This window comes from Ensifer sp. Root278 (assembly GCF_001429285.1).
Classification (GTDB): domain Bacteria; phylum Pseudomonadota; class Alphaproteobacteria; order Rhizobiales; family Rhizobiaceae; genus Ensifer.
Window position 1 is genome coordinate 55,164 of sequence record NZ_LMJJ01000044.1, and the last position, 13,638, is coordinate 68,801.

Genomic DNA, 13,638 nt, shown 5'->3' on the forward strand with positions numbered 1-13,638 from the left:
TTAGCGGAATATCCGGATAAGATTATATCCATCGGAGATGTCCGTGCAGTTCAAAGAGCTGTCCTACGCCAATGAAAACGACCGGCGCCTGAAGCGCTGGTTCATTCGCTCCATCGAAGGTCTGTCGGGTCGCAATCGCTACGCAAAGCTTTACACGCGCTGGCGGTCCGACATCGTCGGCAAGAGCGATCGGGTCTTCGGCGAGATGCTGCAGCTCATCGATGTGAAGCTGCGAACCCAGGGTGAGTGGCCGCCGCGGCACTTGCCCGACACGCCGATCGTCATCATCGCCAATCATCCCTTCGGCATCGGCGACGGCATCGCTGTGCTGGCGCTTGCCGAACAGCTCGGCCGCCCGTTCCGTGTGCTCATCAACAACGAACTGCTGAAGGTGCCAGAAATGGCGCCCTATTCCTTGCCCGTGTCGTTCGAGGAGACGAAGGAGGCGCTCGCGGTCAATATGGCGACACGCCATGAGGCGCTGCGCCTGCTGAAGGAAGGCGTGACGATCGTGATCTTTCCCGCCGGCGGTGTCGCGACCGCGCCGAAGGGCTTCGGTCGCGCCGAGGATCTGCCCTGGAAGATCTTTCCGGCGAAGCTGATCCAGGCCGCGCGGGCGAGCGTGATCCCGATCTACTTCGAGGGACAGAACGGTCCCTTTTTCCACCTGGCGAGCAAGATTTCACTGACGCTGAGGCTGTCGCTGCTGATCCGCGAGTTTCGCCGTCTGTCCGGTTCGACGATCGCGGCGCGCATCGGCCGTGTGCTGACGCCGGAGGACCTCGGTGCCTGTGGCGATCGCAAGGATTTGCTGGCCCGCATCTATGAAGCGGTCTTCTCCATGGCGCCGCCGCGCCGGCGGTTCATGAGACGGGTGGGTTGACGTAGCGTCAGCTGGTTGATGTTGGAAGGAAGATCCTAGTCGGCCGCGTCGGAGATTGCGCCCGGGTTGGAATTGGCGTCGTTGCCGCCGCTGCTGAGCAACACTTCCACATCCGTGTTGACGCCGGCCTTCACGGCGAAGTCGCGTTCGTAGATCTTGTCCTTGTAGCGTGCGACGGCGGAGTAGCTACCTTCGAGCAGAACCAGCGTCGGGAAGGCGCCGTTTTCTTCGTCCACCGTGTCGCCCGCGGACGTCAGGATCGTCCATGCGGTGTTGGCAATCGCTTCGCCGCCGGGCTCGGAGACGAGCTTGAGCGTCAGCTTGGCAGCGCGATGCTGGATGGTCGCTTCCGTCAGCTTGCCGGCTTCGACCTGGATGTCGGCGGCCGTCGAGGCGTTGGTGGCACCGTAGCTCGAGGTCACATGATAGGTTCCGGCGCCGAGCCGGATCACCGTATTCGGCTTCACATCCGACATGATGAGCGCCCGTTCGCCGTCGCTCTTGGTATCGGCAGAATAGACGGAGAAGCTGAGTTCGGCCGGTGGTATGCGCACATCGCTGCCGGAGACGGCGTTCAGCTTGATGCCGCCCGCATCCAGGACCAGAACCTGCTTTTCGAGCGTGCCTTCCTGGGGAACGCGGATCTTGCGTGTCGCGGACGCACGTCCGAAGGAAACGTTGACGAAATAATCGCCCGGCACGACGTTGAACGCCGTCGATCCACCTTCCGACGTTGCAAGAAGCGGCAGCTTGCCGTCGCTTCCGGGGATCGGGCTGAACACGCGCCAGGTCAGGCCGGCCTCGACGGGGGCGCCTTTCTCAGTGAGCAGCGCTTCGAGCTTGACATCCCTCAAGGTACCGTCGGCGATCGGATCCGTCGTCATTGGGCTGAAGCCCGTAAGCTTCGGCATCTTGCGCGGGCCGGCGATCGAAGGAAAGCTCTCGAAGGCCTGCGTTGCATCCTCAGCAAGCACGCTTCCTGCAGCAGCGCCGGCGACAAGGATCGCGAGTCCGGTTCTGAGGAAAATACGAGAGCATGCACGCATGAGAGCAGTTGACTTCCTGACTGAGTGACTCCACTTGGGACGCCGATATGGCATTTTCGTGGCTGCCGATGCTGCGGCAAATTAGTGGAATTCATCCGACATGAAAACCGAAATTAAGCTTGTTGATTATCTCGCGTCCCGTCGCTCGATCCCCGCATTCCAGATGGGCGAACCCGGCCCCAGCAAGGCCGAGGTCGAGGAGATGTTGAAGCTCGCCTCCCGCGTCCCGGACCACGGCAAGCTCGCACCCTGGCGCTTTATCGTCTACCGCGGTGAGGAGCGGGCGCGCATCAGCGCCGAGCTGAAGGCGATGGCGCTCGCAGTGAAGCCCGATCTCTCGGAAGAAATGATCAAGGTCGAGGAAACGCGGCTGACGCGGGCGCCGGTCGTGGTCGCCGTGGTCAGCACGGCTGCGCCGCACTTCAAGATTCCGGAATGGGAGCAACAGATGTCTGCCGGTGCCGTGTGCCTCAACCTGCTGATGGCCGCAAACGCACTTGGCTACGCCTCCAACTGGCTGACCGAATGGTTTGCCTTCGACGAGCGCGCCTATCCCTTGCTGGGCGTCAAGCCGGGTGAGAAGCCAGCCGGCTTCATTCATATCGGCACTGCGATGGTGCCGCCGACGGAGCGGCCGAGGCCCGAGCTTGAAGAGATCGTCACCTGGGTTGGCGAGGGCGCCTGATGTTCTACGATACGGCCTCGAATCGTCACGGCTTGCCGCATGACCCCTTCAAGGCCATCGTCTCGCCGCGGCCGATCGGTTGGATCGGCACGCGTGGGCGCGACGGTTCGCATAACCTCGCGCCCTATTCTTTCTTCAATGCCATCAGTGATCGGCCGAAGCTCGTGATGTTCTCATCGAGCGGCTACAAGGATTCGGTCCGCAACATCGAAGCAACCGGTGAGTTCACGGCGAGCTTCGCCAGCCGCAGTCTTGCCGAGGCTGTGAACAAGACGTCAATTCCCGCGCCGCACGGTGAGAGTGAATTCGAGATCGCCGGGCTCACGCCAGTCGACGGCACTCTGGTGAAGGCGCCGTTCGTCGGTGAGGCCTTTGCTGCGCTCGAGTGCCGGATGACGGAGATGTTTCAACCGAAGGGCCTGGATGGCGAAGTGTCCGACAACTATGTCGTCATCGGCCAGGTCGTCGGCATTCATATCCGCGAGGAAGCAATCCGCGATGGCCGCTTCGACATGGCGACGGTCAGGCCGCTCGCCCGTCTCGGCTACATGGACTATTGCGACGGCGGCGACGTCTTCCAGATGACACGCCCGACCCTCTGAGATCAGCGACTTTGCGCGCCTGATAGGTCACGTGTTGCTTACGATCGTTGCCTGTTCGATCGAGTTGCAAACGACCGAGGCAAAGCCGTTGTCCCGGCTCAGTGAATGCGCCCACCGTGTCGCGGCTTCGTCGGGGGTGGCAGCAGGTAGCACCTCATAGGCGGGCACACCAGCTTCGCACGCCCTCAGGACCACATATGCTCGTCCGGCAAGGATCGGCGCTGCGACGCGTTGATGGGGAGCGCTGGTCGGCTCCAGACAGCCAAGGGACTTGGCCAACGCTGCACCGTTGAAGATCAGCGCTTCCAGGCGGGACGACGAACCTGTCAGCGGATTGGGCGATAACAGGCCTCCCGGCGAGCCGCCGTATTCCGCATAGATCCGAATACGGTTGGGCGCGGTACCGTTGGCGGCTTCCGCAACCCGCAACATCACGTCGAGCCGTTGTATGTCGGCGCGCCCGCGGCATCCGGAAAGCACGATACCGTCGACACCGCTGTCGAGCAGCCGGTTCAATGCCTCTTCGTCCAGCCGCTCCAGCGGTTCGACGCGCGCAAGAAGGGCGAAGCTGCGGCCTGCCAAACGCGCCATGCTGCGCACTATTTCTGTGTCGCAACCGATATCCATGATGACACCGGCGAGCGCATTGAGCACAGCGACTTCCATCGCCGGAGCCGTACCCTTAACGATCAGCAACGGCTTCATGGTTTGGGAGCGGTTAACAGACATGGTGAACCAATCTTAAACCTTTGCCGGCTAGGGTTTGAACATCGGTGGCATTGGCGTGGTCTAGTGGGGCGTAGGTGATCATACAAGCATTTCTTCGCTGGGTGGAAACGGCGAGAACGGGTGAACGCACCCGCGCCGCCAGTGCGCTCGGTCGCGCCTATGTCGACGCGCAGATGAATGGCCTCGATCGCCGCGCCGCTGAGATGGCGATGACCTTCCTGCTCGACGATCCGTCGCCGAAGGTTCGGCGTGCACTCGCTGATGCGCTTTGTGGCTGCTCGTCCGTTCCGCGCGGCATCATTCTCGGCCTTGCCGAAGACCAGCCGGAAATTGCCTATGTCGTCATATCCCGCTCGCCTGTCCTGACCGATGAGGATCTGGTCGACCTTGCTGCTAGGGGAACGCTCGAAACGCGCGCTCTGATCGCGGCGCGCAGTTTCGTCTCCCGTGCCGTATCGGCCGCAATCGCTGAAATCGGCGGTGAGGAAGAAATTCTGATCCTCCTGGAAAACGCCGGCGCCAACCTGTCGCGCCGATCGTTGAAACGCATTGCCGAGCGTCTTGGCTGCTTCGCGGCCGTGCGCGACCTGTTGCTTGCCCGGCCGGACCTGCCAAGCGATGCCCGCCACGCGCTGGTGGAAGAGGTGGGAGCGGCGCTGGCAGCCTTCGGCCTGGTGCAGATGGCGATCGGCGAAGCCCGGGTCCAGCGGATCATGCGGGAAGCTTGCGATATTGCTGCCGTCGGCATGGCCGGGACGCTGGCTGTGGACGAGTTGCCTGGCCTCGTGGTGCATCTGCGTGAGACCGGCCGCCTGACCCCAGCCTTCCTGCTGCACGCGCTGGTGACCGGCCGTGCGGAGTTTTTCTCGGCCGCGATCGTCGATCTCTCCGGCGTTTGCGAGAAGCGCGTGCGCTCCATCCTGTCCGGCGGCCGCGTTCATTCGATCCGTGCTCTGTTCGAGAGCGCCGGCCTCGGCCACGATGTCAGCGAAACCTTTGCTGCGGCTGTGCTTTTCTGGCGCCAGGACACTTCAGCTGGAAACGACAGCACGGCTTCCGTCTCCACGGCGCTGCTCGCGCGGCTGCGGAATGAGAGCCCGTCCTCGGTCAATACTGCGATGATCGATCTGCTCGAACGCCTGGCATTTGCCGAGGAACGGCAGTCGGCTCGCAATTATGCGGAACTTGCGGCGCGGCAGGCCGCCTGACTTCTATTGCGGCGGATTGTATCCGCGACGTAATACTGCTGGCGGCCCGATGATTGCGGGTTCGCGGTCAATGAGGAACTGACGCATGAACGCGAGGGCCGACGCAACCGTTGCTGTAACCGGCATAGGCGGCTTTGTCGGGCGTCACGTCGCGCTCCTCTTGTTGCGGCGGGGCTATGACGTACGCGGCACCGTTCGGGACCTAGCGCGCGCAGAGGAGATCGAACGATCAATCCGCGCCGCCGGCGGCACGGAGGCGGCCAAACTGAGTTTTGCTGAAGCGGACCTGCTGGGTGAAAAAGGCTGGGCCGATGCCTTCGCTGGCGTTTCCTATGTCATGCACACGGCATCGCCGTTTCCGGCGCGTCTGCCTGCCGACGAGGCCGATCTGATCGGACCAGCGCTGGACGGCACGCTGCGCGTTCTGAAAGCCGCCCGGTCGGCCGGCGTTCGCCGTGTCGTTCTAACCTCTTCGATTGCCGCGGTCATCTACGGGGCCGGTCGTGCGCCATACACCGAGGACGACTGGACCGATCCGCAATCGCCGCTGGCGACGCCCTACTACCGCTCGAAGACCTTTGCGGAACACGCGGCATGGGACTATGCGGCTGGAAAAGGGCTTGAGTTGGTGGTCATCAATCCAGGCATGGTCCTCGGGCCGCTGCTCGGGCGCGAGATCGGCACCTCTGTTGCCGTGGTTCGAAACCTCCTGAAAGGCGGGTATCCCGCTCTGCCGAAGTTCGGCGTACCCGTCGTCGATGTTCGTGACGTCGCCGATGCCCATCTAAGGGCAATGACCGTTGCCGATGCGGCGGGCGAGCGGTTTCTGATCGCTGGAGAGACGTTGTCTATTGCCGACATCGCGTCCGTTCTGCGCCGTGCGTTTCCCGCGCATGCCGCCAAGCTGCCGAAGTTCATTCTGCCGAACTGGCTGGCAGGCTTGGCTGCTCCCTTCGATGCCGGTTTGCGCCTGATCGTCCGGGAGTTGGGACGCGACTCCCGCATTTCCAACGAGAAGGCGCGTCGCGTTCTGGGCTGGCAGCCGACGAACCAAAGAAGAGGCGGTCATGGCCAGCGCCGAAAGCCTGATCGGCACTGTCTGGTGTGAGCGTGCCCGCTAGTTGGTGAAGCGGCGAGCGACCCAGGAATAGCCGTCTTCGATGTAGTGCACCGGCTTTGTGACGATGGTCTTGAGCTTCTCCCGGTCCGGCATGGCGCCGGACAGGAAAGCCAGCGTCCGTTTCGGCAGGTTTTGTTCCGGCTCCGGTTCCGTCACCTGCGAGGGCGGCATCTGGCTCTGTTGCGAGCCGGCCGGTGGTGGGGTGAGGTCGGCAAGGGCTGGGCCGGAGGTTTCGCAAACCGCGACGACGACCGGATAGTTGGCGTTCGAGAACTTCGGCAGTTGCGCCTGCGAGTCCGTGTCGCATTGGGCGATCGACGGCCATGTGCCGTTGACCGTCGAGATGTATTGGCATTGGCTGACATCGTGGTCGCAGCCGAGAATGGTCATGACAATCAGCGCCGCTTGCATGGAGTTCCTGTCGGTCCCTGGAGGTTGTGATGCGATCAACCTATGCCTGTGCGATTCTCCCCGAAATAGGGCGGCGTTGCAGGTGATAGGGAACAAATTGTTTCAGCCCGTTAGCCGGATTGATAGGGTGGCACCGGGCGCGCCTGCGTCATTTGCCGTATTGGCTGGCGGTACGGGTGGCACTAACGTCCGGCCGCAAACAGTTAAAATCGACAAGGACGAAACAATTGCCTGCCGTAACCATAGCCCTGGAGTCGCCACGCCAAGCGCAGGTCGTGCGTCTGCTGAAACTCTCCGACGCCTATGCCGCTTCGCTCTATCCCGCCGAAAGCAACCACATGGTCGACCTTTCGAGCCTGGAGCAGCCGGGGGTTTCCTTCTTTGTGGCGCGGCGTGACGACAACATCGTCGGTTGCTGCGCCCTGGTAGAGGCCGGCGACGGTACGGCTGAGATCAAGCGTATGTTCGTCGATCCGGAGGCGAGGGGGCTGAGGCTCGGCAAGCTGCTGTTGCAGGCACTGGAAGCGCGCGCAGGTGAACTCGGCTACACGGCAATTCGCCTCGAAACCGGCATCTATCAGCCCGAGGCGATCGGACTTTACAAGGCGGCCGGCTATATCGAGCGTCCGCCCTTTGGTGACTATCAGCCGGATCCGCTCAGCCTGTTCATGGAAAAGCCTGTTCGCCAGGCGGCATGATCTCGCCACGCCGAGTGGTGCCGTGAGCTGAAAATCAAAACGGCGGCGCGAGGGCCGCCGTTCTCAAACTTGATTTCTCAGGGAGTGCGGCGCGCAAAAACGCCATGCGCCTTCGCATCCATCGCCCAATCAGATGTCCAGGTTTTCGGCGAACACGGCGCGCTCCTGGATGAAGCGGAAGCGGGCGTCAGCCTTCGTCCCCATCAGATTGTCCACCGCCTCGCGCGTGCCTTCGAAATCGATCTCGTCGATCTCGACCTTGAGCAACGTGCGAAACTTCGGGTCCATCGTCGTTTCCTTGAGCTGCGCCGGCAGCATCTCGCCGAGACCTTTGAACCTGCCGATCTCGACCTTGCCACGACCGGCGAATTCAGTCCGCATCAGTTCTTCGCGGTGCGCATCGTCGCGGGCGTAGAGCGTCTTCGAGCCTTGGCTGATGCGATAGAGCGGCGGTACGGCGAGATAGAGGTGACCGCCGCGAATGAGCTCTGGCATCTCCTGATAGAAGAAGGTGATGAGCAGCGAGGCGATATGCGCGCCGTCGACGTCGGCGTCGGTCATGACGACGATGCGTTCGTAGCGCAAATCCTCTTCGCGGTACTTGCTACGCGTGCCGCAGCCGAGTGCCTGAATGAGGTCGGTGATCTGCTGGTTGGCGCTGAGCTTTTCGCGGCCTGCGCTCGCGACGTTGAGGATCTTGCCGCGAAGCGGCAGGATCGCCTGGTTGGCGCGGTTGCGCGCCTGCTTTGCCGATCCGCCAGCCGAGTCCCCTTCGACGATGAAGAGTTCAGCGCCTTCGGCCGTGTTCTGCGAGCAGTCCGCAAGCTTGCCCGGCAAGCGCAGCTTGCGCACTGCCGTCTTGCGGTTGACTTCCTTTTCCTTGCGCCGGCGGACGCGCTCTTCGGCGCGCTCGACCACCCAGTCGAGCAGCTTGGCGGCTTCTCCGGGATTGTCGGCAAGGTAGTGATCGAAGGGGTCGCGGAGCGCGTTTTCGACGATGCGCTGTGCCTCGACCGTCGCGAGCTTGTCCTTCGTCTGGCCAACGAATTCCGGTTCGCGGATGAAGACCGACAGCATGCCCGCCGCCGAGATCATCACGTCGTCGGTGGTGACGATCGACGCGCGCTTGTTCTGCGTCAGCTCGGCGTAATTTTTCAGGCCCTTGGTCAGCGCGATGCGGAAGCCCGCTTCGTGCGTGCCACCCTCGGGCGTCGGGATGGTGTTGCAGTAGGAATGGACCTGCTGGTCGCCACCATACCAGGTGACGGCCCATTCGAGCGAGCCGTGGCCGTTGGCCTTCTCCGACTTGCCGGCGAAGATCTCGCGGGTGACGGTGAATTCCTTGCCGAGTGTGGCGGCAAGATAATCCTTCAGGCCGCCCGGGAAGTGGAAGACGGCCTTGTCCGGGATCTCCGAGCCTTCCTGCAGCAGCGACGGATCGCAGGACCAGCGGATTTCGACGCCGCCGAAGAGATAGGCCTTCGAGCGCGCCATGCGGAAAAGCCGTCCGGGCTCGAAATGCGCGTGCGGACCGAAAATATCCGGGTCCGGATGGAAACGAACGCGCGTGCCACGGCGATTGTGAACGTCGCCGAGTTCCTCGAGCCCGCCCTGCGGAATGCCGCGGGAGAAGCGCTGCCGGTAGAGCTTGCGGTTGCGGGCGACCTCGACCTCGAGCGCGTCGGAAAGCGCATTGACGACGGAAACGCCCACACCGTGAAGACCGCCCGACGTCTCGTAGGCCTTGCCGTCGAACTTGCCGCCGGCATGGAGCACGGTCATGACGACTTCAAGGCTCGACTTGCCGGGGAATTTCGGATGGTTCTCGACCGGGATACCACGGCCGTTGTCCGTGACCGTCAGGAAACCGTCGGCGTCGAGATGGACTTCGATGAAATTCGCATGACCGGCGACCGCTTCGTCCATCGAGTTGTCGATGACTTCGGCGAAGAGGTGGTGCAGCGCCTTCTCGTCGGTGCCGCCGATATACATGCCCGGACGACGACGGACTGGCTCCAGGCCTTCGAGCACCTCGATCGCCGAAGCATCGTAGTCGCTGCCATCGCTGCCGCGCGGGGCAGGGCGCGGTTCGTCACTGCCTGAAGCGGGCGCAGTCGGCGGCTTGCGCGGCGGAGCTCCAGCTTCAGCAGGCTTCGGCTGCAGGGGCGCGGAGGAGAAGAGGTCGCTGTTGTCGTCCATGGGGCCGTTCGGATCGTTCCTGTCACTTGGGGAGAGGCCATAGCAAGACCTCGACTTTGCCGCCATCCCCCGGCGGTCGAATCACCTGAATTCTGCCAGACTCCCGCCGAAAGAGCGAACAAAAGGAGAATGCTGGGCATCGCTTGCAGGTGAAATGCCGCCTTTGCGGCCCTGTTACGGAGCAAGTGTTGCTTTGGCGTCCGTGCGATGGCAAGGCTTCCGGCCAAAGAGGGAGCCCGTCATTGGCCGTGTCCACAACTGTTTTTCCGTTTCGCCGGCTTTTTCTGGCTGCGGCCTTCGCCGCAGGCGCTTCCGCGGCTCAAGCGCAGACGTTGAAACCCTTCAAGGATGAGCTTTTCTCCTATGCCAAGGTGCTGCAACAAAATGATGGCGGCGACGACCTGACGGTGGAATATCAGGAACTGCGCGACATCAACGAACGGGACGAAATTCCGGAACGCCGGGTGAAGCGCGCCTATGTTTCGCTGGGCGTGAAAAGCGAGCAGGTCAACGAGACGCTCGACATTGGCGGTCGCTCGCTTGACGTGACCCGCGTCGGTCCGGACCGCGGCGCTGCCTTTACGGTGATCTTCATCCACGGCCGCGGCGGTGATCGCCGGCTCGGCATCAACGATTTTTCCTTCGGCGGCAACTTCAACCGGCTGAAAAACCTCGCCGTCGCCAATGGCGGAGTCTACTACGCGCCGAGCGTCCGCTCCTTCGACACGGCAGGTGCTGCTGATATTGCCGGCCTGGTCAAACAGGTTTCCGAGCGTTCCGGCGGTCGCCCCGTGGTGCTGGCCTGCGCCTCGATGGGAAGCTTCATCTGCTGGGGCGTTTCGCGCGATGCCTCCGCGGTCGCGGCTCTCGGCGGCATGATGGTCATGGGGGGCGTAAGTGACCCCGATTTCACCAAGAGCGCCGCCTACAAGGCGAAGCTGCCCATGTTCTTCAGCCATGGCAGCCGCGACAGCGTTTATCCGGCCGAGAGCCAGAAAGCGCTCTATCGCACGCTGAAGGGCCAAGGCTACCCGACACGCTTCGTCCTCTTCGAAACCGGCTCGCACGGCACCCCGGTGCGCATGACCGACTGGCGGGATGCGTTGAACTGGATCGGTCGCCGCTGACCTTTGTCCGCGCCGCTGACTTTTGTTAACCAGCCCGACAGTTTCCGGGCGAGATTGTGGCCCGTGTTTCCACTCTGGAAAGTTGAAGACGTCATCATGCCCGGCAATTATTGCTGGGGTGGAAATCATGGACGCGCGCACCGAGACACGGCACATTCCGCTGTGTGTGGATCTGGACGGTACTTTGTTGGCCGCCGATACGCTGTGGGAAGGTGCGGCGATCATTCTCTTGCGCAATCCCCTGATGCTCTTTCCCATGCTGTTCTGGTTGGCGAAGGGCAAGGCGCGGCTGAAGCATGAGGTAGCCTTGCGTTCCGGCCGCAAGGCTCAGGACTGGCCCTACCGGCAGGCCGTCATCGATCGGCTCGCCGAGGAGAGAAAGGCGGGCCGCGAACTGGTGCTCGTCACCGGTGCTGCGCCGTCGGTCGCCAGAGACGTTGCCGATCATGTCGGACTTTTTTCCTCGGTCATGCATTCGACCGATGCGCTCAATCTGACGAGCAGCCGCAAGCGCCAGGCGTTGGTCGATCGTTTCGGCGACGGTGCCTTCGACTATATGGGCAACAGCCGTGACGATATCGCCGTTTTCGAGGTAGCGCGGCGTGCGATCGTGGTCGCCCCGGATGCTGCGGCGGAGAAGTGGCGCCGCAATCATGACGCGGAACGGCTGGAGACCGGCAAGGTGAGCGCGCTTGCGCCGTTGAAGTCCATCCGCGTGCATCAATGGGCGAAAAACGTACTCATCGGCGTGCCGATGATCCTCAATCATGAGGTGCTGCATTTCGACGCGATCATGAGCGTCATCGTCGCCTTCTTCGCCTTCAGCTTCCTCGCCTCGGCGGTCTATGTCATCAACGATCTTTCGGACCTCGCCAATGATCGCCGCCATGCAAAGAAGCGTCACAGGCCGCTCGCCAGCGGCCAGATGTCGGTGCCGACAGCGCTCATACTTGCCGGCTGCCTCGTCCTGGCATCGCTGTCGCTGACGCTGTTGCTGCCATGGAAATTTGCCGGTGTGCTGGCGTTCTATGCCTGCGCGACGACCGCCTATACCTTCGTGCTGAAGCGCAAGCTGCTGGTCGACGTCTTCACGCTCGCCGGCCTCTACACCACGCGCATCGTTGCCGGCGCCGCGGCAACAGGAACGGAGCTCTCTTTCTGGCTGGTCTCCTTCGCGATCTTCTTTTTCCTCAGCCTGGCGCTGGTGAAGCGCTATGTCGAGCTGCATGAATTCGACGACAAGCACGGCGGCAACGTTCCGGGGCGCGGCTATCTCGCTGTCGATTTCGAGATGGTGGGGCAGGCTGGCGTCGCTTCCGCTTTCACCTCGGCTCTGGTCCTTGCGCTCTACGTGCACAGCAAGGAACTCCAGGAAATGTACACCACGCCGTGGGCGCTGTGGCCGCTTTGCCCGCTCGTGCTCTATATGTTGTTGCGCATCTGGATGCTCGCGCGTCGCGGCATGCTGCATGAGGACCCTGTTGTCTTCATCATGCGTGACTGGCGCAGCCAATTGACCATGCTGGTCGGCGCGCTGTTGATCCTGTTTGGAGCCATCGGGCCGCAATGAGTTTGCAAGACCATGAAAGCTGGGGCCGCCTCGACAATCGCGCGCGGCCTGCCATTTCGCCTGACGACTATGAGGATCGCCTCGGCAAACTGGAGGCGGAAGGTTACTTGCCCTTCGGCAATGGCCGCAGCTACGGCGACAGTTGCCACAATGACCGAGGCACGCTGATCGAAAGCCGCCGGCATGGCCGGATCATCGCCTTCGATCCCGGCACCGGCATGATGACTTGCGAGGCCGGCGTGACGTTGCGCGAGGTGCTCGAGCGCGCGATCGAACATCGCTTCTTCCTGCCGGTCACCCCCGGCACGGCTTTAGTGACCGTCGGCGGCGCACTTGCCAACGACGTGCACGGCAAGAACCACCATGCGCGCGGCACCTTCGGCAATCACGTGACAGGTTTCACGCTTCTGCGCTCGAACGGGGATCGATTGACCTGTTCGCCGGGAGAGAACGCTGAACTCTACGCTGCGACGATCGGCGGCATGGGCCTGACGGGGCTGATCCTGACCGTGGATCTGCAGCTGATGAAGGTGCCGTCGCCGCACGTGCAACAGCATGCGATCCGCTTCGATAATCTCGACCAATACTTCGCCCTCGTCGATCGTGTCGACGAGGAGCACGAATATTCCGTTGCCTGGATCGACCAGCTCGCAACCGGAGCCCGCACGGGCAGGGGCGTACTGCTGGCCGGCGACCACGCCGACGGCTCCTGTGAACTGCCCGATATTCCCAAGGGATTGAAACTTTCGGTGCCCTTCACGCCGCCCTTCAATCTTCTGAACCGGGCAACGCTCAAGGCCTTCAACGAATACTACTTCCGCAAGGAAAAGTCCGGAGAAACCGTGGCCACGGTTCCCTGGACCTCCTATTTCTATCCGCTGGATGCGATCGGCGCCTGGAACAGGCTTTACGGTCCGCGCGGTCTCTACCAGCACCAGAGCGTTTATCCTGCCGAGCGCGCGCCCGAGATCACCGCACAACTCATGGAAACGGCCCGCAGGGCCGGCCACGCGTCGTTCCTGACGGTTCTCAAGCGTTTTGGCGATATCGGCTCGCGCGGCGTTCTGTCCTTCCCGCGACCCGGTTTTACTTTGACATTGGACTTCGCCAATCAAGGTGAACGAACAGTAAAGCTGCTGGATGCGCTCGATCGCATCGTGGTGGAGGCAGGCGGTGCGGTCAATCCGTACAAGGATGCTCGCATGAGCCCGCAAGTCTTTGAAATGTCTTTCCCTTCCTGGAGGAAGATCGAGGCATTGCGCGATCCTGCGCTCGTTTCCAACTTCTGGAAGCGCACGGCTCTGGCTTTGCCAGAATGAGAATGCAGACAATTTTATTCAAATAAACTTTCAAACTTCAC

General features: G+C 62.3%; 13 protein-coding genes. 9 read left to right on the plus strand and 4 right to left on the minus strand.

The window, feature by feature from the left end:
- Positions 1–43: 43 nt before the first annotated feature.
- On the plus strand, positions 44–883 hold the full coding sequence (locus ASE60_RS31950) for a lysophospholipid acyltransferase family protein (RefSeq protein ID WP_057256060.1): 840 nt from the start codon (positions 44–46) through the stop codon (positions 881–883).
- A 35-nt stretch (positions 884–918) separates the two neighbouring features.
- Here ASE60_RS31950 and ASE60_RS31955 read toward each other — a convergent pair whose 3' ends face one another.
- Complete coding sequence (locus ASE60_RS31955; protein ID WP_057255627.1) at positions 919–1,929, minus strand: hypothetical protein; 1,011 nt, start codon at positions 1,927–1,929, stop codon at positions 919–921.
- A 100-nt stretch (positions 1,930–2,029) separates the two neighbouring features.
- Here ASE60_RS31955 and ASE60_RS31960 point away from each other — a divergent pair, with 100 nt between their 5' ends.
- Positions 2,030–2,614: a nitroreductase gene (locus ASE60_RS31960; RefSeq protein WP_057255628.1), complete on the plus strand. Its 585-nt coding sequence runs from the start codon at positions 2,030–2,032 to the stop codon at positions 2,612–2,614.
- Complete coding sequence (locus ASE60_RS31965; RefSeq protein ID WP_057255629.1) at positions 2,614–3,216, plus strand: flavin reductase family protein; 603 nt, start codon at positions 2,614–2,616, stop codon at positions 3,214–3,216. The genes ASE60_RS31960 and ASE60_RS31965 overlap by 1 nt, the downstream gene beginning before the upstream one ends.
- 27 nt (positions 3,217–3,243) lie before the next feature.
- Here the strand turns inward: ASE60_RS31965 and ASE60_RS31970 are convergent, their stop codons facing one another.
- Complete coding sequence (locus ASE60_RS31970; RefSeq protein ID WP_156414763.1) at positions 3,244–3,870, minus strand: aldolase; 627 nt, start codon at positions 3,868–3,870, stop codon at positions 3,244–3,246.
- A gap of 149 nt (positions 3,871–4,019) precedes the next feature.
- Here ASE60_RS31970 and ASE60_RS31975 point away from each other — a divergent pair, with 149 nt between their 5' ends.
- Positions 4,020–5,153 (plus strand): DUF2336 domain-containing protein, encoded by a 1,134-nt coding sequence (locus ASE60_RS31975; RefSeq protein ID WP_057255631.1) that lies wholly within the window; start codon positions 4,020–4,022, stop codon positions 5,151–5,153.
- A gap of 85 nt (positions 5,154–5,238) precedes the next feature.
- Positions 5,239–6,261, plus strand: coding sequence for an aldehyde reductase (locus tag ASE60_RS31980; RefSeq protein WP_348272249.1), 1,023 nt, complete (start codon positions 5,239–5,241; stop codon positions 6,259–6,261).
- A 9-nt stretch (positions 6,262–6,270) separates the two neighbouring features.
- On the opposite strand, the gene ASE60_RS31985 is transcribed toward ASE60_RS31980, so the two are convergent.
- Entirely contained in the window at positions 6,271–6,684 is a 414-nt protein-coding gene (locus ASE60_RS31985) for a hypothetical protein (protein WP_057255632.1), read from the minus strand.
- 227 nt (positions 6,685–6,911) lie between these two features.
- Between ASE60_RS31985 and ASE60_RS31990 the strand changes: the two genes are divergently transcribed.
- Complete coding sequence (locus tag ASE60_RS31990; protein ID WP_057255633.1) at positions 6,912–7,382, plus strand: GNAT family N-acetyltransferase; 471 nt, start codon at positions 6,912–6,914, stop codon at positions 7,380–7,382.
- 129 nt (positions 7,383–7,511) lie between these two features.
- Here the strand turns inward: ASE60_RS31990 and parE are convergent, their stop codons facing one another.
- A complete protein-coding gene (gene parE, locus ASE60_RS31995; RefSeq protein WP_057255634.1) occupies positions 7,512–9,581 on the minus strand; it encodes a DNA topoisomerase IV subunit B in 2,070 nt (689 codons plus the stop codon).
- A 242-nt stretch (positions 9,582–9,823) separates the two neighbouring features.
- On the opposite strand from parE, the gene ASE60_RS32000 reads away from it, so the two are divergent.
- The 3 genes from ASE60_RS32000 (at position 9,824) to ASE60_RS32010 (ending at position 13,597) form a co-directional block, all read left to right on the plus strand.
- A complete protein-coding gene (locus ASE60_RS32000; protein ID WP_057255635.1) occupies positions 9,824–10,708 on the plus strand; it encodes an alpha/beta fold hydrolase in 885 nt (294 codons plus the stop codon).
- A gap of 127 nt (positions 10,709–10,835) precedes the next feature.
- Entirely contained in the window at positions 10,836–12,278 is a 1,443-nt protein-coding gene (locus ASE60_RS32005) for a UbiA family prenyltransferase (protein ID WP_057255636.1), read from the plus strand.
- Positions 12,275–13,597, plus strand: coding sequence for an FAD-binding oxidoreductase (locus ASE60_RS32010; RefSeq protein WP_057255637.1), 1,323 nt, complete (start codon positions 12,275–12,277; stop codon positions 13,595–13,597). The genes ASE60_RS32005 and ASE60_RS32010 overlap by 4 nt, the downstream gene beginning before the upstream one ends.
- Positions 13,598–13,638 lie beyond the last annotated feature (41 nt).